23 protein-coding genes, 2 tRNA genes, 3 rRNA genes and 1 other RNA gene are annotated in these 24,832 nt (G+C 46.1%); 3 read left to right on the top strand and 26 right to left on the bottom strand.

Annotated features, from left to right (window positions below; all coding sequences use genetic code 11):
- Positions 1–87: 87 nt before the first annotated feature.
- Together KH172YL63_RS00270 and metG are read right to left on the bottom strand one after the other, a co-directional pair.
- Complete coding sequence (locus tag KH172YL63_RS00270) at positions 88–855, bottom strand: TatD family hydrolase (RefSeq protein ID WP_173104291.1); 768 nt, start codon at positions 853–855, stop codon at positions 88–90.
- Positions 856–1,148: 293 nt separating this feature from the next.
- Positions 1,149–3,110, bottom strand: coding sequence for a methionine--tRNA ligase (gene metG / locus KH172YL63_RS00265; RefSeq protein ID WP_173104290.1), 1,962 nt, complete (start codon positions 3,108–3,110; stop codon positions 1,149–1,151).
- 496 nt (positions 3,111–3,606) lie between these two features.
- Here metG and KH172YL63_RS00260 point away from each other — a divergent pair, with 496 nt between their 5' ends.
- The gene (locus tag KH172YL63_RS00260) at positions 3,607–3,888 is read left to right on the top strand and encodes a transition state genes transcriptional regulator AbrB (RefSeq protein WP_138781718.1); all 282 of its coding nucleotides are present in this window, start codon (positions 3,607–3,609) and stop codon (positions 3,886–3,888) included.
- Between the two features lie 72 nt (positions 3,889–3,960).
- Here KH172YL63_RS00260 and rsmI read toward each other — a convergent pair whose 3' ends face one another.
- The 17 genes from rsmI to KH172YL63_RS00175 form a co-directional block, all read right to left on the bottom strand.
- On the bottom strand, positions 3,961–4,833 hold the full coding sequence (gene rsmI / locus KH172YL63_RS00255; RefSeq protein WP_173104289.1) for a 16S rRNA (cytidine(1402)-2'-O)-methyltransferase: 873 nt from the start codon (positions 4,831–4,833) through the stop codon (positions 3,961–3,963).
- Positions 4,834–4,855: 22 nt separating this feature from the next.
- A complete protein-coding gene (locus KH172YL63_RS00250; protein ID WP_173104288.1) occupies positions 4,856–5,611 on the bottom strand; it encodes a tRNA1(Val) (adenine(37)-N6)-methyltransferase in 756 nt (251 codons plus the stop codon).
- A 147-nt stretch (positions 5,612–5,758) separates the two neighbouring features.
- Entirely contained in the window at positions 5,759–6,133 is a 375-nt protein-coding gene (yabA, locus tag KH172YL63_RS00245) for a DNA replication initiation control protein YabA (RefSeq protein WP_173104287.1), read from the bottom strand.
- 14 nt (positions 6,134–6,147) lie between these two features.
- The gene (locus tag KH172YL63_RS00240; RefSeq protein WP_173104286.1) at positions 6,148–6,975 is read right to left on the bottom strand and encodes a PSP1 domain-containing protein; all 828 of its coding nucleotides are present in this window, start codon (positions 6,973–6,975) and stop codon (positions 6,148–6,150) included.
- 7 nt (positions 6,976–6,982) lie between these two features.
- On the bottom strand, positions 6,983–7,972 hold the full coding sequence (holB, locus tag KH172YL63_RS00235; protein WP_232066176.1) for a DNA polymerase III subunit delta': 990 nt from the start codon (positions 7,970–7,972) through the stop codon (positions 6,983–6,985).
- An 11-nt stretch (positions 7,973–7,983) separates the two neighbouring features.
- A complete protein-coding gene (locus KH172YL63_RS00230) occupies positions 7,984–8,424 on the bottom strand; it encodes a YaaR family protein (RefSeq protein ID WP_173104284.1) in 441 nt (146 codons plus the stop codon).
- Positions 8,425–8,441: 17 nt separating this feature from the next.
- Complete coding sequence (locus KH172YL63_RS00225) at positions 8,442–8,771, bottom strand: cyclic-di-AMP receptor (protein WP_173104283.1); 330 nt, start codon at positions 8,769–8,771, stop codon at positions 8,442–8,444.
- 136 nt (positions 8,772–8,907) lie between these two features.
- Positions 8,908–9,540 carry a dTMP kinase gene (tmk, locus tag KH172YL63_RS00220; protein WP_173104282.1) on the bottom strand — a complete coding sequence of 211 codons (633 nt, stop codon included), beginning with the start codon at positions 9,538–9,540 and terminating at the stop codon, positions 8,908–8,910.
- 18 nt (positions 9,541–9,558) lie between these two features.
- Positions 9,559–10,971: an aminotransferase class I/II-fold pyridoxal phosphate-dependent enzyme gene (locus tag KH172YL63_RS00215; RefSeq protein ID WP_173104281.1), complete on the bottom strand. Its 1,413-nt coding sequence runs from the start codon at positions 10,969–10,971 to the stop codon at positions 9,559–9,561.
- Positions 10,972–11,095: 124 nt separating this feature from the next.
- On the bottom strand, positions 11,096–11,293 hold the full coding sequence (locus tag KH172YL63_RS00210; protein WP_232066080.1) for a sigma factor G inhibitor Gin: 198 nt from the start codon (positions 11,291–11,293) through the stop codon (positions 11,096–11,098).
- Between the two features lie 1,038 nt (positions 11,294–12,331).
- A 5S ribosomal RNA gene (gene rrf, locus KH172YL63_RS00205) occupies positions 12,332–12,447 on the bottom strand.
- A 99-nt stretch (positions 12,448–12,546) separates the two neighbouring features.
- Positions 12,547–15,477, bottom strand: a 23S ribosomal RNA gene (locus KH172YL63_RS00200).
- Positions 15,478–15,624: 147 nt separating this feature from the next.
- A tRNA-Ala gene (locus tag KH172YL63_RS00195) sits at positions 15,625–15,700 on the bottom strand.
- 14 nt (positions 15,701–15,714) lie between these two features.
- A tRNA-Ile gene (locus tag KH172YL63_RS00190) sits at positions 15,715–15,791 on the bottom strand.
- Positions 15,792–15,902: 111 nt separating this feature from the next.
- A 16S ribosomal RNA gene (locus tag KH172YL63_RS00185) occupies positions 15,903–17,437 on the bottom strand.
- Together the 16S, 23S and 5S rRNA genes with 2 tRNA genes alongside form the textbook arrangement of a ribosomal RNA operon.
- A gap of 427 nt (positions 17,438–17,864) precedes the next feature.
- Positions 17,865–18,296, bottom strand: a complete 432-nt coding sequence (locus KH172YL63_RS00180) for a terpene synthase (protein ID WP_173104279.1) — start codon at positions 18,294–18,296, stop codon at positions 17,865–17,867.
- A gap of 110 nt (positions 18,297–18,406) precedes the next feature.
- Complete coding sequence (locus tag KH172YL63_RS00175; protein ID WP_173104278.1) at positions 18,407–19,228, bottom strand: hypothetical protein; 822 nt, start codon at positions 19,226–19,228, stop codon at positions 18,407–18,409.
- A 189-nt stretch (positions 19,229–19,417) separates the two neighbouring features.
- Between KH172YL63_RS00175 and KH172YL63_RS00170 the strand changes: the two genes are divergently transcribed.
- Positions 19,418–19,897: a PaaI family thioesterase gene (locus KH172YL63_RS00170; RefSeq protein WP_173104277.1), complete on the top strand. Its 480-nt coding sequence runs from the start codon at positions 19,418–19,420 to the stop codon at positions 19,895–19,897.
- Between the two features lie 48 nt (positions 19,898–19,945).
- Here the strand turns inward: KH172YL63_RS00170 and KH172YL63_RS00165 are convergent, their stop codons facing one another.
- The 7 genes from KH172YL63_RS00165 to tadA form a co-directional block, all read right to left on the bottom strand.
- Positions 19,946–20,209 (bottom strand): pro-sigmaK processing inhibitor BofA family protein, encoded by a 264-nt coding sequence (locus KH172YL63_RS00165; protein WP_173104276.1) that lies wholly within the window; start codon positions 20,207–20,209, stop codon positions 19,946–19,948.
- Positions 20,210–20,266: 57 nt separating this feature from the next.
- Entirely contained in the window at positions 20,267–20,485 is a 219-nt protein-coding gene (locus tag KH172YL63_RS00160; RefSeq protein WP_173104275.1) for a YaaL family protein, read from the bottom strand.
- 17 nt (positions 20,486–20,502) lie between these two features.
- The gene (gene recR, locus KH172YL63_RS00155) at positions 20,503–21,099 is read right to left on the bottom strand and encodes a recombination mediator RecR (protein WP_173104274.1); all 597 of its coding nucleotides are present in this window, start codon (positions 21,097–21,099) and stop codon (positions 20,503–20,505) included.
- Between the two features lie 11 nt (positions 21,100–21,110).
- Positions 21,111–21,434, bottom strand: a complete 324-nt coding sequence (locus KH172YL63_RS00150) for a YbaB/EbfC family nucleoid-associated protein (protein ID WP_173104273.1) — start codon at positions 21,432–21,434, stop codon at positions 21,111–21,113.
- A 24-nt stretch (positions 21,435–21,458) separates the two neighbouring features.
- The gene (gene dnaX / locus KH172YL63_RS00145; RefSeq protein ID WP_173104272.1) at positions 21,459–23,147 is read right to left on the bottom strand and encodes a DNA polymerase III subunit gamma/tau; all 1,689 of its coding nucleotides are present in this window, start codon (positions 23,145–23,147) and stop codon (positions 21,459–21,461) included.
- Between the two features lie 140 nt (positions 23,148–23,287).
- Positions 23,288–23,551, bottom strand: an RNA gene (ffs, locus tag KH172YL63_RS00140) — signal recognition particle sRNA large type.
- 94 nt (positions 23,552–23,645) lie between these two features.
- Positions 23,646–24,143, bottom strand: coding sequence for a tRNA adenosine(34) deaminase TadA (gene tadA, locus KH172YL63_RS00135; RefSeq protein WP_173104271.1), 498 nt, complete (start codon positions 24,141–24,143; stop codon positions 23,646–23,648).
- A gap of 83 nt (positions 24,144–24,226) precedes the next feature.
- Between tadA and KH172YL63_RS00130 the strand changes: the two genes are divergently transcribed.
- Positions 24,227–24,766: a cysteine hydrolase family protein gene (locus KH172YL63_RS00130; protein WP_173104270.1), complete on the top strand. Its 540-nt coding sequence runs from the start codon at positions 24,227–24,229 to the stop codon at positions 24,764–24,766.
- Positions 24,767–24,832 lie beyond the last annotated feature (66 nt).

Here is a 24,832-nt window from a genome sequence, read left to right as displayed (position 1 = left end):
ATCCTATGAAACAAGAATTCTATGTAGAACTTTTTGTTTTTATTGCCTATTTGGACAAGCTCTCTCAATTCTCGACATATATCGATGTCAGTTTATGTTGAATACTTTTTTTGCATTTTCGAATGTGACCCTCTCCACTTCTTCCAGGGACACTTCTTTCAATTCAGCGATCTGTTCTGCCACAAGCTTCACATAAGCGGGTTCATTACGCTTCCCACGGTTCGGGTGTGGTGCTAAATAAGGGCAGTCCGTTTCGATCAGGAGCTTTTCCAACGGAATCTCCTTTGCCACTTCTTTTGGTTTTTTTGCATTTTTAAAGGTGACGGGACCACCAAGTGAAATATAAAAATTCATCTCTACACACTCTTGGGCGATTTCCGGACTTCCGCTGAAGCAGTGCATGATCCCCCCAACTTCGCCTGCGTTTTCTTCCCGGAGGATGTCCACAATATCCTGAGTGGCATCACGGTTATGAATCACGATCGGGAGTTTCACTTTTTTGGCTAATTGAATCTGTTTCCTGAATACGTTCTTCTGAACATCCTTCGGTGATTTATCCCAATGATAGTCAAGGCCCATTTCCCCGATCGCAACGACTTTCGGGTGGCTGGAAAGCTCTTCGATCCAAGCTAAATCTTCATCTTTCATATCAATTGCATCCACTGGGTGCCAGCCGATTGCGGCATACAAGAAGTCATATTGACCGATGAGTTCCATCGCACGGTTGATGGTAGGCCTGTCAAATCCGACGACAACCATCTTTTCAACTCCAGCTTCTCTCGCTCTCGATATTACCTCCTCCAGATCTTCGTCAAATTGTTCTGCATTCAAATGAACATGTGTATCAAATAGCATGTAAGACACTCCTTGTATTAAAAATAAGTTTAATATAAAAACGGATGACAAGCATCACAGTCATGTAACATTCATATTACATATTATGGTTTTAATGGATATATTTTATTTGCACTAATCTCTCTATCACCATTACCCATTTTACCGATTCAGGCAAAATAACCAAAATCATTTGTTTCATTATTATTTTTATATAATGACAACCCATGTCATTCGGCTATTTATTATGAATAAAACTATACGAATATAACAAAGGGATGTTCCACGTGGAACATCCCTTTGGATGAATTTCCTTATTTTACTTTCGTTCCATTCGGCAGGGACTGATCAATGGACGCAAGAGAAAGCGTTCCATTTTCTTCCCCGGCAAGGATCATGCCTTGAGAAAGTTCGCCGCGCAGTTTCACCGGCTTCAAGTTTGTCACGCAGATCACTTTTTTTCCAATCAGGTCGTCCGGCTGATAGAACTTTGCAATCCCGGATACGACTTGACGTTTTTCAGAACCAAGGTCCAGCTGAAGCTTTAACAGCTTGTCAGCTTTTTTAACCGGCTCCGCTCCAATGACCTCGGCAACCCGAAGCTCGACTTTCATGAAGTCTTCAATGCCAATCTCTTCTGCTTTCTCTTCGGCCGCTTCTTTCTTCGATTCTTCTGCAACAGGTGCAGACCCCTGCATTTTCTCCTTAATGAAGTTAACCTCATCCTGAAGTTCAAGACGCGGGAAGATCGGTTCGCCTTTTTTGACGACTTCCGTACCTTCTGGAATGACGCCGAAACGCTCCAGGCTTTCCCATGTATGCATCTTCTCATCATGAAGATTCAGTTGTTCGAAGATCTTCTTAGGCGTTCTCGTCAAGAAAGGCTGCAGAAGTACAGCTACCCTTCTCAGTGATTCAGCCAGATGGCTCATGACGCTGCCAAGCTCACTCTTTTTGCTTTCGTCTTTAGCAAGGGCCCACGGCTGCGTTTCATCAATATATTTATTCGTACGGCTGACTAACTGCCACAGGCTTGATAAGGCGACCGAAAACTCCATGTTTTCCATTGCATCTTCATATTTCCGGACTGTTTCCTTGTTCATATCAAGCAGCGCCTGATCGAACTCACCGCTTGAATCGACATATGCCGGGATGACCCCGTCAAAATATTTATTGATCATTGCAACTGTACGATTTAAGAGATTACCTAAATCATTGGCAAGATCGAAATTGATCCGTTCAACAAAGCCTTCAGGTGTGAATACGCCGTCAGATCCGAAAGGCACTTCTCTTAACAGGTAGTAGCGAAGAGAATCCAACCCGTATCGATCAATCAATGTGACCGGATCTACCACATTCCCTTTTGATTTGGACATCTTCCCATCCTTCATCAATAACCATCCGTGTGCGAAAACCTTCTTAGGCAGCGGAAGATCAAGGGCCATCAGCATGATCGGCCAGTAGATCGTATGGAAACGGACAATTTCCTTCCCTACTAAATGAACATCGGCAGGCCAATATTTCAAATACTTCTTATCGTTGTCACTTCCATAACCCAGTGCCGTGATATAGTTCGAAAGGGCATCGATCCATACATAAATGACATGCTTCGGATCTCCAGGTACTTTCACTCCCCAATCAAACGTCGTACGGGAAACCGCAAGATCTTCCAAACCAGGTTTAATGAAGTTGTTGACCATTTCATTTTTACGTGATTCCGGCTGGATGAACTCTGGATTTTCTTCATAATAGGCAAGAAGACGGTCGACATACTTGCTCATTTTGAAGAAATACGATTCTTCCTTTACCTTCTCAACCGGACGTCCGCAATCCGGACAGTTGCCGTCTTCCAATTGTCTTTCAGTGAAGAAGGATTCACACGGTGTGCAATACCAACCTTCATACTGATCTAAATAAATATCCCCCTGCTCCACAAGCTGGTTGAAAATCTTTTCAACGATATCTTTATGGCGTGTTTCAGTCGTACGGATGAAATCATCATATGAAATGTCTAATTTCCCCCACAAATCTTTGATTCCGCTCACGATTCCGTCTACGTATGCTTGAGGTGTGATGCCTTCCTCTTCTGCTTTACGCTGGATTTTCTGACCATGCTCGTCCGTCCCGGTCAGGTACATGACGTCGAATCCACGCATTCTCTTGTAACGGGCCATGGCATCACCAGCTACCGTAGTGTATGCATGTCCAATATGTAAATTTCCACTTGGATAATAAATCGGTGTTGTTATATAGAAGGTGTTCAACTTTTCTTCCACTTTCTGTTCCTCCTCTTTTTCAATTACCCCCATAAAACCTCACTGTGCTGCGTATGGTTTTTAGTGGCGTTATTTCTACAATCATCCAGTCTCCCTGCAGGATCGTCCTACCTATCATCTTAACCTCTTATCTCATCAAAATATACCTAAAATACAGGCTTTCTGCAACTAAACAGTCAGATCCTTCAATTTTGTCGAAAGCAATGCAGGTTTTTGTCGAAACATGTCGAATACAGACACGAAAATGAGAGAATTCGACAAAAATCTTAATCTTTACTTTTATTACAATAATTTTTAATTGGTAATACAGTTTTTTACAACAAGGCGTAAAGCTTATGAGAACAGTATTTATTAATCCATTTTTTATTAATAATTTACAGATTTAATTATTGACGTAATTCCCAATCGTTGGTATGATAGTAGCAGTTAAAGAAATTTGTCGAATATTGACGAACTAGAGAGAGAGAAATAATATATATTTGGAGGAGATTTTCAAATGAAATCTACAGGTATTGTAAGAAAAGTTGATGAATTAGGCCGTGTCGTTATTCCAATCGAATTACGCCGTACACTTGGTATTGCTGAGAAAGATGCTTTAGAAATCTACGTTGATGACGAAAGAATCATCTTAAAGAAATACAAGCCAAGCATGACTTGCCAAATCACTGGTGAAGTTTCTGATGATAACATCAAGCTTGCTAACGGTAAATTGGTTCTTAGCCGTGAAGGTGCAGATCAATTACTAAAAGAAATCCAAGACTCACTACAATCAAAATAATTTGTTGTTCATATATAAAAGGTCTGAGTCGCATTCGACTCAGACCTTTTTTGTTGGGCCATTATCCGCAGCTTATTCCACGTGATAGGCCTGATACACTTCCCGTTTTGGAAGGGAGCGTTCTTTCGAGACTTCTTTGATGGCTTCTTTGGAAGTCATGTTTTTTTCGTTCACATAGTATTCGACATGCTCCTGAAGGGAGTAACTGGACCACCATGCGTCCCCTTCTTCTTGTTCAAGCGGGCCTGCCCCTTCAATCAACAGGCAGAACTCGCCCCGGACTTCCCCGGTGTTCACCCACTCCAGCACTTCTTCAATGGATCCACGGATGAATTCCTCAAACTTTTTCGTAAGCTCACGGCAAATGACAATCTGTCTATTTCCGAGTGAGCTGTATAGTTCTTTTAAGGTTTCTTTCAGTCTGTGAGGCGATTCATATAGGATGAATGTATCTTCCAAACGCTTCAATGCTTCTAGCTCTGCCCGCTTTTCTTTTTTTCCCCGCTGTAAGAATCCGTAGAAATAAAACGGCTGGGGGGCAAGACCTGATGCAATCAATGCCGTCAGGGCTGCGTTGGCACCTGGGAGTGGAATGACGGGGATATCATGTTGAATGGCTTCTTTCACCAGTTCATAGCCTGGATCTGAGATCGACGGCATTCCGGCATCGCTTACGAGGGCGATAAGCTCTCCCCTCTCCATCCGCTCAATCAGCTTTGGTCCGCTGCTTTCTTTATTATGTTCGTGATAACTGATGATCGGCGTATCGATCTCAAAGTAGTTGCAAAGCTTTTTCGTGTTCCGGGTATCTTCCGCCGCGATGACTGATGCTTCCTTCATCATCCGGATCGCACGGAACGTCATGTCCTCCAGGTTTCCGATCGGGGTAGGGACGAGATAAAGGCTCCCTATATCACTTTCTTGAAAGCTTTTCTGTTGATTCATGTCGGCAGCTCACCTCCTAAATTTATTCTTCCTTTTTATTTTTCCCATATAACATATCATGTACTTCTTGAGAATATTGATTATGCTCATCATACACATAAAGGGGCGGCAGGATTTTCAAATCCGGCTTTCCGTCCTTGATTCCTTCTATTAAGATGGTATTGGCTTCCCGTCCCGGCTTTGGATAAACAAAACGCAGCCTCTTCGGCTCCAGCCGGTGCTTCCTCATGAGCATCATGATGTCCATCAGTCTGCCTGGGCGATGGACAAATGCGGCCTTGCCACCCTGCTTCAACAGATAGCTTGATGCCTTGATTGTATCCTCAAGGGAACAGAGGATTTCGTGACGGGCGATCGCATAGTGCTCATTCACATTCCGTTTATCTCCTGGCGGCGTATTGAAATAAGGAGGATTGCAGGTGACCACATCATAGTGTGAATGATGGAGGAGGCTGTCGATTTCCTTCACATCACCCTGTACCATCGAGATCTGTTGCTTGCGATCGTTATACTCGACACTCCTTTGGGCCATATCATACAGCCGTTCCTGTATTTCCACACCGGTAATGGACACATTGGTCCTGGCACTCAACAATAAGGGGATGATGCCGTTGCCGGAGCAAAGATCCACCACTTTCCCTTTATGAATCGGTAAATAACTGAAATGGGCCAACAGGACAGCATCCGTTGAAAAAGAGAAAACAGATGGACTTTGAATGATTCTCATATCCTCAGCCAATAAATAATCTAAACGCTCATCTTCTTTTAACTGAACCATGCCTTTCCTCATTTCCTTCTATTATATATGTTACTGCTATTATGCCTGTCACAGCGCTAAAAAGGACCAATCCCTTTTTCATGGATCAGCCCTTTCTAATGTGTATGCTATTCTTCCGTCACGATCAATGAAGGACTCATCCTGCCTTTATTTCTTATTTAAGAAAGAGAGGCAGAATAAACAGTCTTCATCCTTCCGGGGACTTCCGAAATGTATATTACAAATATGGAATCCTTCCTGGTATAAGCGGGCAAGGTTGTCATACCCTTCGCCGATATCCAGTGTTTTATCTTCTAAATCCGACTCACCCGTCATATCCGCATCGCTTTCTGTTTGACCCTTTTTAGGTAAGTTCTCTGTTTGTTCCAGTCTACGGCGCAAATGTTCATTTTCCAGCTTTAGAGAATGATTTTCTTCCATCATTTCAGCTAGGCATTGTTTGAGCTCACCTAATTGGTGATATAAATGACCGATTTGTTGTTCCATGTTACTGACTGAATCAAAGAACTCTTTTTTATCCACGATACTACACCCCGTTACTCTGTGGCTTGGAATGATACGGCACCTGCATTCTTGATTTCATCTAATGTGAATTCCAGGACCCGCTCTTCTTCTTTAATTTCGACCTGAAGAATACGTTCCAGAATGTTAAGACCTACCACTTTTCCTTTTCCGTGAGGTGTCTTAATCACTTCTCCGATATCAGGCAACTCTTCCTTCGCTTGTTCATACTCATCATTCTCGTACTTAAGGCAGCACATCAAGCGTCCGCATAAACCTGAGATCTTCGTTGGATTAAGGGATAAATTTTGATCCTTTGCCATTTTAATCGACACAGGTTCAAAATCACCCAAAAAGGTAGAACAACATAGCATGCGGCCACAAGGACCAATACCACCCAGCATTTTCGCTTCGTCTCGAACGCCAATCTGACGAAGTTCAATGCGCGTACGGAAAATCGAAGCCAGATCTTTCACCAGCTCCCGGAAATCAACACGTCCATCAGCGGTAAAGTAGAATATGACTTTATTGCGGTCAAATGTATATTCTACATCTACCAGTTTCATATCTAATTGGTGCTGATTAATTTTATCACAACATACATTATAAGCTTCCGTTGCAGAAGATTTGTTCTCTTCTACGATCAAACGATCTTTTTGATCGGCGATCCGAATCACTTTCTTCAATGGAAGCACTACATCATTTTCTCCGACTTGCTTTCTCTCTACGACTACTTTTCCAAATTCGACGCCGCGGACTGTTTCAACGATTACATAGCAATCTTTCTGAATGTCCAGTTCCCCGGGATCGAAATAATAGATTTTACCCGCCTTTTTAAAACGGACTCCTACAACATCGTACAAAGGACCATCACCCCTGCAGTTTTAGCATGAGCTGTTCTACTAGCAGCTGCGAATTCATATTGGCGTTTAATTTGCGTTTTGCTTCAAGGATCGCCGTCATATTAGTAGAAAGACGGTTGGTTGATACTTGAAGTGCGTTTGATTTCCAGTTTTCCTTTTGGTCCGGGTACACGAGCTGTTCTTCTTTTCCCAGCTGGATATGGAGTAAGTCTTTATATATTAGAAGTAAAAGATCCAATGCTCGATCGACTTGATCTTTTTCTTTGAAGTGCTGTACAAAATCCTCTTGTATTTTGACCATTGCTTGGAAGGGACTTTTTTGGAGGACTTCATACAATTTTAACACTATTATTCTTGCTTGTGCAAACCACTCATTTTGACATATTTCTACAGCATCCTCATAATGATTGGTTAAATTGGCCGCCAGCATGGCAAGATGAGGGGGGATCCCCTCTTCCAATAATTGTTTGGCAAGCTGTTCCTTCGGCAAAGGTTTGAATGAAATCGTCTGGCATCTCGACAGAATCGTAGGCAGGATCCTATGGATGTTCTCCGTGATCAGAATTGCCGTTGTATCGGCTAACGGCTCTTCAAGAAACTTGAGGAGACTGTTAGCCGCATTGGCCGTCATTTTGTCTGCATGGACGATGATGTAGAGTTTCTTTTTGGACTCAACACCGGTTTTCGAGAATTCTTCCTGCAGACTCTTGATTTGATCTTTCTTGATTGAAAGTCCGTCCGGCTCCACCATATGCAGATCCGGATGATTCCCATTGTTGACCCTCCGGCAGTTGGAACAGCTCTCACACGGCTTCCCGTCTGCAGCATTCACGCACAGCAGCGCTTTCGCGTAAAGGATGCTCATTTCTTTCTTTCGGGTCCCTTTTTCCCCTTCGAATAAATAGGCATGGGCAACCCGGTCCTTCAATATACTGTTCTGAAGCATCTGAAGGACGACGGGCTGAAATGGGTATATTTCTTCAAACTTCATATCTATACATCACTCTCTTACGTATAAAGATTAATGAGCAATCCTTTGATTTCTCCGATTTTCCCCAATAGATCAATGGATTTCTTCTCTTTATCCAAGACATCCTCGGTCAATCCGACAAGCTCCTGATCGATCGTTTCCACAATATTCAGCTTGCGGCCTTCGCCGTATTGATTCCATGTATGGGATTGCTTCAGATCCATACCGAAATCCACCGCTTCACGGACGAACTTCTTCACCAGTGTCTTATACTTGGCAAGATCCCGGAACGTTCGGGATTTGGCCAGGCGGTTGCCGGCATCTTCTATCGTCCCGAGAAGCTTATTGAGCTCTTCCACCTGCATCTTCTGGTCGTGCTTGTGGACAAGCTGACCGAACTTCGCCTGCCCGGTTCCACCGGCTCGTTGATCTTTCGGCACTTTATCTAAGGACACTCGGTGGTCCTGATTAATTTTCATAGCTTATTTCCTCACTTTTAAAACTGATGAAATTGTTCTACCGGTAGGACGAATACCGTCGCCCCGCCCACGGACACTTCGACCGGATAAGGTACATAGGAATCGGCATTCCCGCCCATCGGCGATACCGGGGCAACCATTTGATCCCGGGACTGGCAGTTCTCCTTAATGACCTGTAATGCTTTATCTACACGGATATCATCTGTTCCAATAATGAACGTCGTATTTCCAGACTTTAAAAAGCCGCCTGTACTCGCTAATTTTGTCGAACGAAAATTATGTTCCATCAGTGCATTTGACAAACGATTGCTATCTTTATCCTGAACGACTGCCATAATTACCTTCATAAATGAATTCCTCCGTTTAACAACCATTTACTTCCTTCTATTATATCATTGAACAGACGTCACATACACGTTTACTCTAAAAAAGAAGCGGACTTCCCGGCACCAATTTTTGCTGAGAAATCCGCCTCATCGAGGGTTATTTTTGCAAGTAATCCGTCAACACTTGATAAGCATTTGCAAACACCGCTTCAACAGGCTTGCTGGCATCAATGATTTGAATCCTGTCAGGGTACTGACTGATCAACGTCTGATATCCTTCCCGGACACGGGTATGGAATTCCATCGATTCGAGATCCAAACGGTTCACTTCTCTGCCGCTGTGCCTGGCAATCCTCTTCAGACCTTCTTCAGGATCGATATCAAAATACAGTGTAAGGTCCGGCATCTGATCCTCGATGGCAAACTGGTTGATCTTCATCACTTCTTCCATCCCGATGCCACGGGCTTTCCCCTGATAAGCAAGGGAGCTGTCGATGAAACGGTCACAAATCACAATCTTGCCCGCTTCCAGTGCAGGGATCACCTTCTCCACCAGATGCTGCCGTCTTGCTGCCGCATAGAGGAGGGCTTCCGTCCGTTTATCCATTTCCGTGTTTCCTGTATTCAAAATCACTTCCCGAATCTGTTCAGCAATCGAAATGCCACCTGGCTCCCTTGTCTGAATGACATCGACGCCATCCTCAAGCAACTGTTCATATAACCTGGCTAATATCGTTGATTTACCGGCACCCTCAGGGCCCTCAACTGTAATGAATAATCCTTTTGTCATGTCTTTTCCTCCACTTGCTTATCGATACACATACAAACCGTTCTCACCTAAGCGATGATGTCCCTGTATGCTTGCATGATTGTCTACATAAATCTGTAATCTCTTTAACGCTCCTGGTGTGATCCTTTCCCCAGGTACGAGGATAGGAATCCCCGGTGGATACGGAATGACCATCCCTGCAGATATCTTCCCTTCCGCTTCCTCCACCGAAACAAGGACTTCCTCTCTTCCGTCCATCTCTTCAAAACTTAATGCGAGGGTAGAAAATAGAGCTTCCCTGCTATCATACTTTATCTCGTCCGGAAGAATCACATCCAGCATATCTTCATTGCCCACTGCCCGACGGATCCTCTCCAGCGCTTCATCATAAGGGAAGGAATGTCCCTTTTTCACGAGAGGAAGGATGAGCAGCACTTGACCAGGATCGGCGAGTTCCGGATAAATTCCTTCTGACTCTAATAATCTTTGAAGATCATAACCAGTCCTTCCCTCAAGCTTCAGAAGGAGTTTTAAGGGATCGTTGGGCCGCTTTACCTTCAATTGAGGATGAATCCCTTCTATAACTTGTACAAACCGGGAGACCTCCTTCAGATTCTCATTCAGGTCTTCCTTCGTGAACGTCCCGATATATGATCTTGCCCCGTCCAATGAAGCCATGATCGGATACGACGGACTGCTTGATTGCAGCATGGATAAGTAGTCACTCACCCTGCGCTCATTCACCCTCGGGCTGTTTATATGTAAATATGATCCCATCGTCATCGCAGGAAGCATTTTATGTGCCGAATGGACGACGATATCCGCCCCGACCTCCATCGATGAACGAGGGAACGGCGATCCGACTGCCAAATGAGCACCATGCGCTTCATCCACAATGCATAAGACATCCTCTTTATGCAACTCTTCTATGATTTCACCAATATGATACGTAAATCCATAATAAGTCGGAAACGTCAGCACACATGCCTTTACGTGTGGATATGCCTTCAATGCTTCCTTCACACCATCAAGGCGGATACCGAGTGCAGATCCCTCTTCATTGAATTCAGTTTCTATAAAAACCGGCACAGCCTTCGCGAGCCTGATCCCGTTCAACACCGACTTATGACAATTCCGCTGGACGAAGACCACATCCCCCTGTGAACACGAAGCAAGGAGCGCAGCCATATTCCCGACCGTACTCCCATTCACGAGGAAGTAGCTCTTCAGGGAACCATACACATCCCTTAACAGCTCTTCCGCTTCCGCTATCGCCTCACCCGGATCATGCAAATCGTCCAAACCCGTCAGTTCTGTCAGATCATACTCATATAACTGACTCCCCGCAAGCAGGCCGTTCTTATGGCCCGGCACATGAAAAGAAACCGGCTCCCGGGACCGATGCCGTTCAATCGCCTCTATAAGTGGTGTCCTGCGATGATCTAATGTCATGATAAATATCTCCTCAACATAAATGTCCACTCATATCGTACCACAACATCCTACCGAGAATCACAGAAAAAACAAATGCCCAGCAGGTCAAACAAAAAAAATCATAACCCTGAAAAACTCCCGGTTATGAATAGATTTGCGGTGTATTCACTTTTTTCAATCTCTGGATAAACGTTTTATACAAAGGATCATTCGTTTCAGTTCGCACCATTTCATGCTCACAATCTGTGCAGATAAACGATGTGTACAGATGGATTCCGACCTTCTTCTCGACGTGACACACAATACACTCTTCTGTAGCCTTACGCTCCGGATTTCCCATATGGCTCTCCACCTCCATACAATCTATTCTGCCTCAAACGAAAGAAATGTATACATAATTTAAAACATTGAAACTGACAGAATAATCAAGTGTATTTTATCTTATGTTGAAATGGGCCGCTCTGTGTATGTCTTATTGAAAAAGATTGGGGGAGGTGATGGGGAGTGGGGTGCGGACGGGTATGTGGCCTTGTGGCGGGGTGGTGGTCTGTTGGTGTGATGAGGTGGCTTGGTGGCGGGGCGGCGGGATGGCGGCGGGATGGCGGGATGGCGGTCTGACTTCAGACCAATAATTTTATTTTTGTGGGTGATGACCACCCAGATGATTGGGATAGGAGACGGTTTAGATAGATGAATGAGAATATGTTCAGTTTTTTATGAGAAACACCATTATATGAAAGCATTTTTTATAAAAACTTTTAAGAAAGAAGGCATGGAGATATAAAAGTTGAGATTTTCATAGAAAGGAGAGCTTGTTTGAATGGCGTGTACCTGTCGATTGCGTCATTTTGAAAGGTTTATGCGTCACTTTTAGGGTTTTTTGCGTCTCTTTCGGAGGTTTATGCGTCGTTTTTTTCATTTATGCGTCTCTTTACTTAGTTTATGCGTCTTTTAACAATATTACCCATTTCGTCTTTGAGATGCTTGGGACAATGCTTACTAATTTCCTAAATTCAGACTTTCTTACAACGTCCCTTCCCCGGAAGCACCCCCTCAACCACTCCCCTCCCACATCCACACCAACCAAAAAAGAGTATCTCTCACAGAGCTACCCTTCTGAACTATTCGCCTGGTGATATTCCACACCCTAATTTCGCAACCCAACTACCACACCACCTGCGCTAATGCTGCGACTAATCTCCAGATCCCTATATCGTAACCAAAACAAAGATCTTCTTCACTCCATCACGTCTACAACCTTCTTGTGCTCCCCACTACCATCCGACTCAAGCACTACCCTCAACCCCGGAAGCCCCCACTCCAAAAAAACCAACACAAAAAAAAGCAGCTCCCTAAAGAGCTGCTCTTTCCACTATTTGCCTGGCGACGTCCTACTCTCACAGGGGGAGATCCCCCAACTACCATCGGCGCTGAAGAGCTTAACTTCCGTGTTCGGCATGGGAACGGTGTGACCTCTTCGCCATAATCACCAGACGAATATTAAATTGAAGGTTTGTTCCTTCAAAACTAGATAAAGAATTGATGTCAAGAAAGCCGAATATCAGCCGATTGTTCATATAAATATGACTCTTTGTGGTTAAGTCCTCGATCGATTAGTATCAGTCAACTCCACATGTCGCCATGCTTCCATCTCTGACCTATCTACCTAGTCATCTTCTAGGGATCTTACTCACTTACGTGATGGGAAATCTAATCTTGAGGTGGGCTTCCCATGCTTAGATGCTTTCAGCACTTATCCCTTCCGCACATAGCTACCAGCGATGCCATTGGCATGACAACTGGTACACCAGTGGTTCGTCCACTCCTGGTCCTCTCGTACTAGGAGCAGATCCTCTCAAATTTCCTGCGCCCACGACGGATAGGGACCGAACTGTCTCACGACGTTCTAAACCCAGCTCGCGTACCTCTTTAAATGGCGAACAGCCATACCCTTAGGACCGACTACAGCCCTAGGATGAGATGAGCCGACATCGAGGTGCCAAACCTCCCCGTCGATGTGAACTCTTGGGGAGATAAGCCTGTTATCCCCAGGGTAGCTTTTATCCGTTGAGCGATGGCCCTTCCATGCAGAACCACCGGATCACTAAGACCCGACTTTCGTACCTGCTCGACTTGTGGGTCTCGCAGTTAAGCTCCCTTGTGCCTTTACACTCTGCGAATGATTTCCAACCATTCTGAAGGAACCTTTGGGCGCCTCCGTTACTCTTTAGGAGGAGACCGCCCCAGTCAAACTACCCACCTGACACTGTCTCCACCCCGATAAGGCGCGGGTTAGAATTTCAATACAGCCAGGGTAGTATCCCACCGATGCCTCCACCAAGACTGGCGTCTCCGGTTTCCAAAGCTCCCACCTATCCTGCACAAGCTGTACCAAAATTCAATATCAGGCTACAGTAAAGGCTCCACGGGGTCTTTCCGTCTGTCGCGGGTACCTGGCATCTTCACAGGTACTATAGATTTCACTGAGTCTCTCGTTGGAGACAGTGCCCAGATCGTTACGCCTTTCGTGCGGGTCGGAACTTACCCGACAAGGAATTTCGCTACCTTAGGACCGTTATAGTTACGGCCGCCGTTTACTGGGGCTTCGATCAAGACCTTCGCTTACGCTAAGCCCATCAATTAACCTTCCAGCACCGGGCAGACATCACACCCTATACTTCGCCTTACGGCTTCGCAGAGACCTGTGTTTTTGCTAAACAGTCGCCTGGGCCTATTCACTGCGGCTCTCTCGGGCTTGCACCCTACCAGAGCACCTTCTCCCGAAGTTACGGGGTCATTTTGCCTAGTTCCTTCAACGAGAGTTCTCTCGCTCACCTTAGGATTCTCTCCTCGCCTACCTGTGTCGGTTTGCGGTACAGGCACCTTTTCCTCGCTAGAGGCTTTTCTTGGCAGTGTGGAATCAGGAACTTCGCTACTATAATTCGCTCGCTATCACAGCTCAGCCTTCACGATGACGGGATTTGCCTCATCATCAGCCTAACTGCTTAGACGCACATATCCAGCAGTGCGCTTACCCTATCCTCCGCGTCCCCCATTGCTCAAACGGAAAAGAGGTGGTACAGGAATATCAACCTGTTGTCCATCGACTACGCCTTTCGGCCTCGACTTAGGTCCTGACTAACCCTGAGCGGACGAGCCTTCCTCAGAAACCTTAGGCATTCGGTGGATGGGATTCTCACCCATCTTTCGCTACTCATACCGGCATTCTCACTTCTAAGCACTCCACCAGTCCTTACGGTCTAGCTTCGCAGTCCTTAGAACGCTCCCCTACCACTTGACACCTAAAGGTGTCAATCCGCAGCTTCGGTGATACGTTTAGCCCCGGTACATTTTCCGCGCGGGTCGACTCGACTAGTGAGCTATTACGCTTTCTTTAAAGGATGGCTGCTTCTAAGCCAACCTCCTGGTTGTCTAAGCAACTCCACATCCTTTTCCACTTAACGTATACTTTGGGACCTTAGCTGGCGGTCTGGGTTGTTTCCCTCTCGACTACGGATCTTATCACTCGCAGTCTGACTCCCATGGATAAGTCTTTGGCATTCGGAGTTTGTCTGAATTCGGTAACCCGATGAGGGCCCCTAGCCGAAACAGTGCTCTACCTCCAAGACTCTTACACATGAGGCTAGCCCTAAAGCTATTTCGGGGAGAACCAGCTATCTCCAAGTTCGATTGAATTTCTCCGCTACCCACACCTCATCCCCGCACTTTTCAACGTGCGTGGGTTCGGACCTCCATTCAGTGTTACCTGAACTTCATCCTGGACATGGGTAGATCACCTGGTTTCGGGTCTACGACCACATACTCAATTCGCCCTATTAAGACTCGGTTTCCCTGCGGCTCCCCGTCTTATCAACTTAACCTTGCATGGGATCGTAACTCGCCGGTTCATTATACAAAGGTACGCCATCACCCGTTAACGGGCTCCTGACTGCTTGTACGCACACGGTTTCAGGTTCTATTTCACTCCCCCTTCCGGGTGCTTTTCGCCTTTCCCTCACGGTACTGGTTCACTATCGGTCACTAGGGAGTATTTAGCCTTGGAGGATGGTCCTCCCAGATTCCGACGGAATTTCTCGTGTTCCGCCGTACTCAGGATCCACTCAAGAGGGAATGACGTTTCGACTACAGGGTTGTTACCTTCTTTGACGAGTCTTTCCAGACTTCTTCGTCTACCCCATTCCTTTGTAACTCCGTATAGAGTGTTCTACAACCCCAAGAGGCAAGCCTCTTGGTTTGGGCTACATCCCGTTTCGCTCGCCGCTACTCAGGGAATCGCAATTGCTTTCTCTTCCTCCAGGTACTTAGATGTTTCAGTTCCTGGTCTGCCTTCCATACTCTATGTATTCAAGTATGGATATTGTTCCATTACGAACAATGGGTTCCCCATTCGAAATCTCTGGATCAAAGCTCACTTACAGCTCCCCAAAGCATATCGGTGTTAGTCCCGTCCTTCGTCGGCTCCTAGTGCCAAGGCATCCACCGTGCGCCCTTCATAACTTAACCGAATTGGTTGTTACATAAGGTTTAAAACCTAAAATGGCGATACTCGGTAATTTCTTGACTATCAATTTATCTTTATCTAGTTTTCAAAGAACAAATGTGTCTCAGAAGAGACAATATGGTTAGATATTTTGCTTACGCAAAAATCTTTGGTGGAGCCTAGCGGGATCGAACCGCTGACCTCCTGCGTGCAAGGCAGGCGCTCTACCAACTGAGCTATGGCCCCTAAAGGGAAGAATATGGTGGGCCTAAGTGGACTCGAACCACCGACCTCACGCTTATCAGGCGTGCGCTCTAACCAGCTGAGCTATAGGCCCATATCCCATAAAGATGAATGATAAGGCGTGCTTATCATTGTTTTTGATGATTGAACCATCAAAACTGAACAAAACTTCGACTGTCAAACGTTTTAGTTAAATCTTCCTTAGAAAGGAGGTGATCCAGCCGCAGGTTCCCCTACGGCTACCTTGTTACGACTTCACCCCAGTCATCTGTCCCACCTTAGGCGGCTGGCTCCAAAGGTTACCTCACCGACTTCGGGTGTTACAAACTCTCATGGTGTGACGGGCGGTGTGTACAAGGCCCGGGAACGTATTCACCGCGGCATTCTGATCCGCGATTACTAGCGATTCCTACTTCATGCAGGTCGAGTTGCAGCCTGCAATCCGAACTGAGAACGGTTTTATGGGATTGGCTAAACCTCGCGGTCTTGCAGCCCTGTACCGTCCATTGTAGCACGTGTAGCCCTGGTCATAAGGCATGATGATTTGACGTCATCCCCACCTTCCTCCGGTTTGTCACCGGCAGTCATCCTAGAGTTCCCAACTGAATGCTGGCAACTAAGATCAAGGGTTGCGCTCGTTGCGGGACTTAACCCAACATCTCACGACACGAGCTGACGACAGCCATGCAGCACCTGTACTCTGTCCCCGAAGGAAAGCCCTATCTCTAGGGTTGTCAGAGGATGTCAAGACCAGGTAAGGTTCTTCGCGTTGCATCGAATTAAACCACATGCTCCACCGCTTGTGCGGGCCCCCGTCAATTCATTTGAGTTTTAGTCTTGCGGCCGTACTCCCCAGGCGGTCTTAATGCGTTAGCTGCAGCACTAAGGGGCGGAAACCCTAACACTTAGCACTCATCGTTTACGGCGTGGACTACCAGGGTATCTAATCCTGTTTGCTACCCACGCTTTCGAGCCTCAGTGTCAGTTACAGACCAGAAAGTCGCCTTCGCCACTGGTGTTCCTCCAAATATCTACGCATTTCACCGCTACACCTGAAATTCTACTTCCCTCTCTGCACTCAAGTTCCCCAGTTTCCAATGACCCTCCACGGTTGAGCCGGGGATTTCACATCTGACTTAAGGAACCACCTACGCTCGCTTTACGCCCAGTAATTCCGGACAACGCTTGCACCTACGTATTACCGCGGCTGCTGGCACGTGAGTTAGCCGTGGCTTTCGGTTAGGTACCGTCAAGGTGCCGCCCTATTCGAACGGCACTTGTTCTTCCCTAACAACAGAGCTTTACGATCCGAAAACCTTCATCACTCACGCGGCGTTGCTCCGTCAGACTTTCGTCCATTGCGGAAGATTCCCCACTGCTGCCTCCCGTAGGAGTCCGGGCCGTGTCTCAGTCCCGGTGTGGCTGATCATCCTCTCAGGTCGGCTACGCATCGTCGCCATGGTGAGCCTTTACCCCACCATCTAGCTAATGCGCCGCGGGTCCATCTGTAAGTGGTAGCTAAAGCCACTTTTCAACATTCCCTCATGCGGGAATGAATTATCCGGTATTAGCCCGAGTTTCCCCGAGCTATCCCCCGATCTTACAGGTAGGTTACCCACGTGTTACTCACCCGTCCGCCGCTGATATCAGGGAGCAAGCTCCCATCGTTTCCGCTCGACTTGCATGTGTTAGGCACTGCCGCCAGCGTTCGTCCTGAGCCATGATCAAACTCTCCGATAAAAGTTTGAATAGCTCTTTAAAATAAATCTAGAATTAACGTTGACGTATTGTCTTGTTTTGTTCAGTTTTCAAGGTTCAATGTAAGTTGAGCTCTCTTGAGCACCTCTTAAATATAACATTTTTCATCATAAAGCGTCAAGCTTTTTTTGAAATTTGTTTTCCGCCTTGTTTTGGCGACAAGGAATATAATAGCACCTTTCCTCACATAGAGTCAATACTATTTCACTTTTTTTAAGAAAAGAATTTCATGATCCTTTTAAACAATCAACTTTGTCCTTTTGATAGAGTTTGTTAAAAGTGAATTCTCCTGGCGGGGACCACTTTTAAGAGGATATGAATCTTTTATCTGATCGGGGTTTTTAGTACCGATACAATAGGTGATACACTTCATATAATGAATGGTTATAATCCTTGTATTTCTGAAACATTAATCTTGAGACAGATACAGCCACTTTCTCTCATCAAACACCTCAATCGAATAACTTGAACCGATATTGTGTAAAAGCTTATTGAAGAACTCAATGTCTACATCATGATCATACAAGTCTTCTAGGGTATATTCCTTAATAATGAAATTCGTCAAACTTGTAGTATTCACAAAATCTGAGAAGAATGTTCTTAATGTCATTGATTCCTGCTGTGTAAGTGCTTCATCATGAACGAATGAAATTCTAAAGACATTTACAATCTCATTGATGTCTTCATCTTCCTTTAAACATAAAGGGGCTAATTTTTTATCTTCTTCTGTAAAAGGTTTTCTAGTATCTTCGATGATTGCATAAGTTATTATGTTTCCACCCTTCAATACTTGAAAAATTTCTAAGTCACGTAATTTTAACTGCCTCTGAAGTGTTATCATCTCAAACTCCCACTCAATATGAATTATTTATGTTGAACGTACCTCTATTCAAATCGCTCATGTTTCGTTACTTATAAAAGCTGCCCGCATAAACGGACAGCCGTTCCCCCTCACTCTATCATTTCGATATAAGGAAGCCCCCGCCTCGGATACACACCGTCAACGTAAGCAAGCTCCCAAAGGAATTCATGTTTTCTCTTTCCGATGACGCCTGAAAGCATCACATCTTGATCGATGGTTTTATCAGAAATATTTTTCGTGAAATAGGAGTCATTTGAATGGAGGTCCAGCAGGATGATACCGCCCTCGATGATTTCGCTCACTTCGAAGACGCCATATACAGTTTCTTGAAACTGTTCCATTGTCCGATCCAACCGTTCGATATCATTCATATAATCCCAGTCTGCCCTATGCACGCCTGGATAGTTTTTTAAAAATAATTGGGAGAAAAGGATTTCGCACTTCTTTAATAGAGGAAAGGCGTCCGTCAGGAATGATTCTACCACTTCCGAGCATGCTGTTTCGTTTCTCTTATCGAGCCAGCGGACAAATTTTCTTAATTCGATAAGGAATTGTTGGGTGTAGTTGTTGTGTGGGGTGACTTTCATCGTATCGGGAAGATAGGCGAAGATCAGTTCTTCCCAAAAGGAGGGACCGCATTCTTTCCAGGAGGCGGGACAATCGTCTTCCAGGTGATCGGTCATATAGTGGGCGAAGGATGTGAGGAAGTCATTGCGTTTTTGATTGGCCATCTGTTCCCGCTTGTACGCGATAAGGTCATCACCGTAATATTCTACCAAGCCACGGAACCTCAGATTGAATGCTCTGCTGATTTTCACTTTTTCAAGCATGTCCCGGTGCTCGTCCGGGTGATTGAATGGATGGAACCAAATTCTTGTTTCGGGGGTCTCATGGATCAACTTGTTTTTCACTAGCAAGCTCACCAGCTTTCTTATTATTGTTAGGGGTTGAGTAGTGTGGCATCTTTATCATATACCATTTTATCCCAACCAGGAATCACTATTTACATTTTCTTTTGGGAGGAGTGATTTTTATTAAGAAGGATTCTGATATTCCCTATCGAAAAGTACTAGAGAGTATGCAGAAGGGAGTTATGCGATATGAGTGAAGTTGTTTATGCCATCCAGGATCAATATTCAGATGAGTTCTCCTGGTGTTACGGATGCGGCCGGTTGAATCCGGAGGGACACCGTTTTCGTACCGGGGTCGACGGGGAGAATACGGTCACTTTCTATCATCCCGCCCAGGCCCATACCGCTGTGCCGGGATTTGTGTACGGCGGCTTGATTGCATCGTTGATCGATTGCCACGGGACAGGGTCCGCTTCGATTGCCCTTCATCAGGGTAATGGCGGGCAGGTCGGGGATGGTCAGGAACCCCCTCGGTTTGTGACTGCTTCCCTGCAAGTGGATTTCATAAAGCCGACGCCACACGGGGTGCCTTTAAAAGCGGTGGGCACGGTTCACGAGGTTCACCCGAAGAAGTTCAGAGTGGAAACTGAAGTGTTTGCAGACGGGAAGTTATGTGCACGGGGAGAAGTGGTGGCGGTCGTCATGCCGGACTCGTTTTTATCCACATAAAAAAGCAGGCGGGATGATGTCCCGCCTGCCCTTTCTTATGTGTGAACGTTATAAAATCCACAATTGAATCACCGTTAATCCCACTACACCCGGAATACCCAATATCCCGGAAATAGAAGAAGTTGCAACATTGATCGGAACGTGGATTCCGTACTGACTGCCAAAGGCGTTCAGGAAGAATAGAAACAACGCTCCGATCATGACCTTCATGGCAAGCTGTCCAACAAACCGCAGCGGCTTGATGGGCGTGCCTGCAGCTAACAGCAGCACAATCAGTCCACTGATGACTGCTATGACGATTACTGGGCTCATACCCTTCTCTCCTCTCAACTTGGAAAAAGTCTCTTATTGAAAGGATATGAGGGTTGTCTACCTTTTTATGACGATCTTTCTATGTTTTGCTTCCCTAAACAGAAAAAAATATTTCGCTTCTGCTATTTTAGAGTCGCAGTGGAGATTCAAACTGTAATCCACACTCATTTCATCGATGGAACGGGCCCGGTTCCAATGATCCTTCGTTTCGTCCAACACGTGAAGCAAGGATTGGTCATACTCTTTTTTCAGCTTGCCTTTTTTCCTGAAAAACATCGGTACCCTCTCCTTCGTTATACATCTCTTCTTCCTTCGAGAGCTTTAGATAACGTCACTTCATCTGCATATTCAAGATCCCCGCCGACCGGGAGGCCGTGGGCGATCCTCGTGATGCGGATGCCGGATGGTTTGACGAGACGGGAAATATACATGGCTGTCGCTTCCCCTTCGATATTCGGGTTCGTGGCAAGGATCACTTCCTGGACTTCATCGCTTTGAAGGCGTTTGATCAAGTCAGGCACGTTGATATCTTCCGGACCGATCCCGTCCATCGGAGAAATCGCGCCGTGAAGCACGTGATAAAGCCCGTTGAATTCTTTCATCTTCTCCATCGCAATGACGTCTTTCGGATCTTGAACGACGCAGAGGATGCTGCGATCCCTTCTTTGATCCTCACAAATATAGCATGGGTCTTGATCGGTAATATGTCCGCATACAGAGCAGTAACTTAAATTACGCTTGGCGTTGACCAGTGCTTTCGCAAAGTCCAGTACCGTGTCTTCTTTCATGCTGAGAACAAAAAAAGCCAGTCGGGCCGCAGTTTTCGGCCCGATCCCCGGCAGTTTCATGAAGCTGTCGATCAGCTTCGATATAGGCTCAGGATAATGCATGTAATTGCCTCCTAGAACATTCCCGGTAGGTTCATTCCTTTAGTGAATTGACCCATGGTCGAGTTCGTTAATTCATCCGCTTTTTTCAGTGCATCGTTTGTCGCTGCAAGGACTAAATCCTGCAGCATTTCCACGTCATCAGGGTCTACTGCTTCTTCATTGATTTTCACATCAAGGACTTGCTTGTGACCAGACACGACAACTGTTACCATGCCGCCGCCAGCAGTACCTTCGATTTGCTTTTCACCCAGTTCTTCTTGAGCTTCTGCCATTTTCTTTTGCATCTTTTGCATTTGTTTCATCATATTTTGCATATTTCCGTTACCACGCATCATAGTAAAAACCTCCAGTTAATATTTTTAATCATTCAGTTCTATTAAATCCATACCGACAAGCTTCTCGGCTTCTTTCACGACAGAATCATCAGCCTGCTCCTCACCGGATGATTCACCGTCTTCGGTTTTGGAGTGGCGGATGAAGTTTTCCCTGATGGAGAGCCACTGGTCTTCGGGGATACCGATCGCCGCATAGCTGCTGCCCGTCAGCTCTTCCAGTATGGAAGAAATCGCCGAGGTGAACGCTTGATTTTCCATTGCCATCTGACAATGAATATCATATTTGAATTTTAACACAAATGACCCGTTTGCAGCTGCTACAGGTTCTGCATCGTTCAACAATGCAGACTGGGACCGCATCTGACGCTGATTGAGCGTTTCAACCATGTCACCCCAACGGCTCTTGATGAGATTGAGATCTTCTTTCGTAGCCGTGCGAAGCACTTCCTGGATCTTCCCTGTAGGTGCACGGAACCCTTTCTTGGCCCTGGTCGGCTTCTTCGGGGCCTGTGCAGCAGGCTCTGCCTGTAATTTGACGCCGTTCGCCTTCAGTTGCTCAACCTCTTTTTCAAGGAGTTTGATCTTTTCCATCATGTCGCTGACTTCAGGTGATGAGGCGGTTGCAGGTGCCTCCATCTGACAGAGCTTCACGATGGACACTTCCAGATAGATGCGGGCATGGTTCGTAAACTTCATTTCCTGTCCGGCCTGATTCAGCACATCGATGTACTGATAAATCTGTCCGGGCTGGGTTTGTGCCGCTAATTCCTTGAAATCATCATCGAGCATGACCCGCTCCAATGATTCTTCAAGATTCGGGGCTGTCTGGTATAACAGCATGTCCCGGAAATAGAGGATGAAATCCTCTGCGAACCTTGCCGGGTCCTTCCCTTGAAAGAGGAGCTCTTCAAGTGCACCCAATCCGGTTGTGACATCCCTTTCCAATATCGCCTTCGCAAGCGTGTTCAAGTATCCTTGGGACACCGCTCCGGTCACCGTCAAGGCGTCATCCACAGTGACTTTCTCGCCGCTGAAAGAGATCGCCTGGTCGAGAAGGCTGAGGGCATCACGCATTCCGCCTTCTGCAGCCCTTGCGATGATCGTAAGGGCGTTCTCTTCATAATTCACACCCGATTCAGTCGCAATATGACTCATTCTTCCTACGATATCCCTTGCTGTGATCCGTTTGAAATCAAAGCGCTGGCAGCGTGAAATAATCGTCAGTGGAATCTTATGGGGCTCGGTCGTAGCCAGGATGAATATGACGTGCTTCGGCGGTTCTTCCAATGTCTTCAGCAAGGCATTGAATGCTCCGATAGACAGCATATGGACTTCATCTATGATGTAGACTTTATACTTGGCTACGTTGGGAGAATACTTTACCTTGTCCCTTATGTCACGAATCTCTTCGACCCCGTTATTGGAGGCGGCATCGATTTCGATGACATCCGGGATTGAACCGTCTGTGATCCCCTTGCAGGCGTCACACTCATTACACGGTTCAGCCACAGGGGACCGTTCACAGTTCACAGCTTTCGCCAATATCTTCGCCGCACTCGTCTTCCCGGTTCCCCGGGGTCCCGAGAATAAATAGGCATGGGAAATCTTCTGATGAAGGAGGGCATTTTGCAACGTTTTCGTTACATGCTGCTGTCCAACTACATCAATAAATGACTGAGGACGCCACACACGATATAAAGCTTGATATGCCAAAATACTCCCCCCTCTTGTATATGTACTATAATGTCTATTATAACGTAATCCAAATCCCTTTTACAAAGAAAACCGGAGATCTCTGCACAAACAAAAAACTCACCCGAGATGGATGAGTTGATGTTATATAAATGAAACTGCCGTGCACCTTTCGTCGACGAGCATCCATAGGCGTTACTCAAGCAGTTAGCTCGGCCCAGGCAACCCTGCGGCACATGGGAGCTTCCACTTAATGCTGCTTCCTTCCGGACCTGACATGGTTCATGGATTCCCATTGCGCAGGACCCAGGCGTCAACACCACTTACTTGAGGCAGCCCTACAGAGTGCGGGCCTCGGAAAGGAATTCGGTCTCGCTGGAGCGGATTGCGAGTACAGGGCACCGCTACCTCCCCACCTAGCACGGCAAAATTGATACCTTATTCAGTTGCGTCACTAGTGCGACGCAAAATTAAGTATACTAGGATTTACGTTAAAAAGCAATGATGGAATGCTGTAAGTTATTTACATCCTTCCGTCCTGTTCCTCTTCTCGGCTTTCTTCCGCTCCCTTAATTGTTTAAAAAAACGGGAGAGAATTCCGCCGCATTCTTCCGCGAGCACACCTGACGACACTTCACACTGATGATTGAATCTCTCATCTTCGAGCAGGTTCATCAATGTGCCGGCACATCCCGCTTTCGGATCGGCTGCCCCGTAGATGACTTTCTCGATTCTAGACAGGATGATGGCCCCACTGCACATCGGACAGGGTTCGAGCGTCACGTAAAGTTCGGCCCCCTCCAGTCGCCATGTCCCGAGCTTCCGGCACGCTTCCTGGATCGCGATCGTTTCGGCATGGGTGATCGCATTTTGGGTCGTTTCCCTCAGGTTGTGCGCACGCGCTATGATTTCATCCCCCATGACAATGACTGCTCCAATCGGGACTTCACCGGTGGCACCCGCCTTTTCCGCTTCCTTTAATGCTTCCAACATAAAACGTTCTTCTCTTATACCCATTCTGAACTCCCACAAATTTATTTCTCGTTCTTTTATAAAATAGCCCCATTCACCTCAAACTATAACAGAAAGGGGCTTTCAATATGATACCTAAAGATACCGCTCTCCTCGTGATCGACATCATGAATCCTTTTGATTTCTCACACGGAGAGACGCTCGCGCACCATACCCGCAACATTGTCGGGCCCATTAACGCATTGCGCCGCTACTGTCAGCAGCATCGGCATCCCACCATTTATATTAACGACCATTACGAACTTTGGAAAGCAGATTACAAGGAAATTTATCAAAAATGCCACAATGAGGTGAGCGATGGCATCATGACTCCCCTCCAGCCGAAGGAAGAAGATTTTTTCCTCATTAAACCGAAGCACTCGGCATTTTACGGTACGGCGTTGAATACGCTTCTTCACCATCTGTCGGTCAAGAACCTGATCATCACCGGAATCGCGGGAAACATATGCGTCCTCTTCACGGCAAATGATGCGTATATGAGGGAGTTCAGCCTGATGGTGCCAGGAGATGCGATCGCTTCTGTCAGCGAAGAAGATAATCATTACGCCTTAACGATGATGAAGAATGTATTGAAAGCAAGTATCGCTCCCACCCATGACATGTTGTGAAATTGTATCCGTATATTCGGCCCTCCTTGTTCATACGTTGATTATAGCGAATGAATTTTAGGAGGG

The organism is Bacillus sp. KH172YL63, assembly GCF_011398925.1.
GTDB lineage: Bacteria > Bacillota > Bacilli > Bacillales > Bacillaceae_B > Rossellomorea.
The sequence above is the reverse complement of the archived record's forward strand: the minus strand, read 5'-3'. Positions and strand labels throughout refer to the sequence as shown.

What these genes read in the sequence shown, in the direction of transcription:
- KH172YL63_RS00230 (WP_173104284.1), bottom strand. Translation starts at nt 8,424, where the DNA reads ATGAAAATTAATCAGGACCACCGAGTGTCCTTAGATAAAGTGCCGAAA.
- rsmI (WP_173104289.1), bottom strand. Translation starts at nt 4,833, where the DNA reads ATGAATCAACAGAAAAGCTTTCAAGAAAGTGATATAGGGAGCCTTTAT.
- KH172YL63_RS00180 (WP_173104279.1), bottom strand. Translation starts at nt 18,296, where the DNA reads ATGATAACACTTCAGAGGCAGTTAAAATTACGTGACTTAGAAATTTTT.
- tmk (WP_173104282.1), bottom strand. Translation starts at nt 9,540, where the DNA reads ATGACAAAAGGATTATTCATTACAGTTGAGGGCCCTGAGGGTGCCGGT.
- KH172YL63_RS00170 (WP_173104277.1), top strand. Translation starts at nt 19,418, where the DNA reads ATGAGTGAAGTTGTTTATGCCATCCAGGATCAATATTCAGATGAGTTC.
- KH172YL63_RS00215 (WP_173104281.1), bottom strand. Translation starts at nt 10,971, where the DNA reads ATGACATTAGATCATCGCAGGACACCACTTATAGAGGCGATTGAACGG.
- KH172YL63_RS00225 (WP_173104283.1), bottom strand. Translation starts at nt 8,771, where the DNA reads ATGAAGGTAATTATGGCAGTCGTTCAGGATAAAGATAGCAATCGTTTG.
- KH172YL63_RS00130 (WP_173104270.1), top strand. Translation starts at nt 24,227, where the DNA reads ATGATACCTAAAGATACCGCTCTCCTCGTGATCGACATCATGAATCCT.
- KH172YL63_RS00165 (WP_173104276.1), bottom strand. Translation starts at nt 20,209, where the DNA reads ATGAGCCCAGTAATCGTCATAGCAGTCATCAGTGGACTGATTGTGCTG.
- KH172YL63_RS00150 (WP_173104273.1), bottom strand. Translation starts at nt 21,434, where the DNA reads ATGATGCGTGGTAACGGAAATATGCAAAATATGATGAAACAAATGCAA.
- tadA (WP_173104271.1), bottom strand. Translation starts at nt 24,143, where the DNA reads ATGGGTATAAGAGAAGAACGTTTTATGTTGGAAGCATTAAAGGAAGCG.
- recR (WP_173104274.1), bottom strand. Translation starts at nt 21,099, where the DNA reads ATGCATTATCCTGAGCCTATATCGAAGCTGATCGACAGCTTCATGAAA.
- KH172YL63_RS00260 (WP_138781718.1), top strand. Translation starts at nt 3,607, where the DNA reads ATGAAATCTACAGGTATTGTAAGAAAAGTTGATGAATTAGGCCGTGTC.
- KH172YL63_RS00250 (WP_173104288.1), bottom strand. Translation starts at nt 5,611, where the DNA reads ATGGTTCAGTTAAAAGAAGATGAGCGTTTAGATTATTTATTGGCTGAG.
- KH172YL63_RS00210 (WP_232066080.1), bottom strand. Translation starts at nt 11,293, where the DNA reads ATGGGAAATCCGGAGCGTAAGGCTACAGAAGAGTGTATTGTGTGTCAC.
- KH172YL63_RS00160 (WP_173104275.1), bottom strand. Translation starts at nt 20,485, where the DNA reads ATGTTTTTCAGGAAAAAAGGCAAGCTGAAAAAAGAGTATGACCAATCC.
- KH172YL63_RS00270 (WP_173104291.1), bottom strand. Translation starts at nt 855, where the DNA reads ATGCTATTTGATACACATGTTCATTTGAATGCAGAACAATTTGACGAA.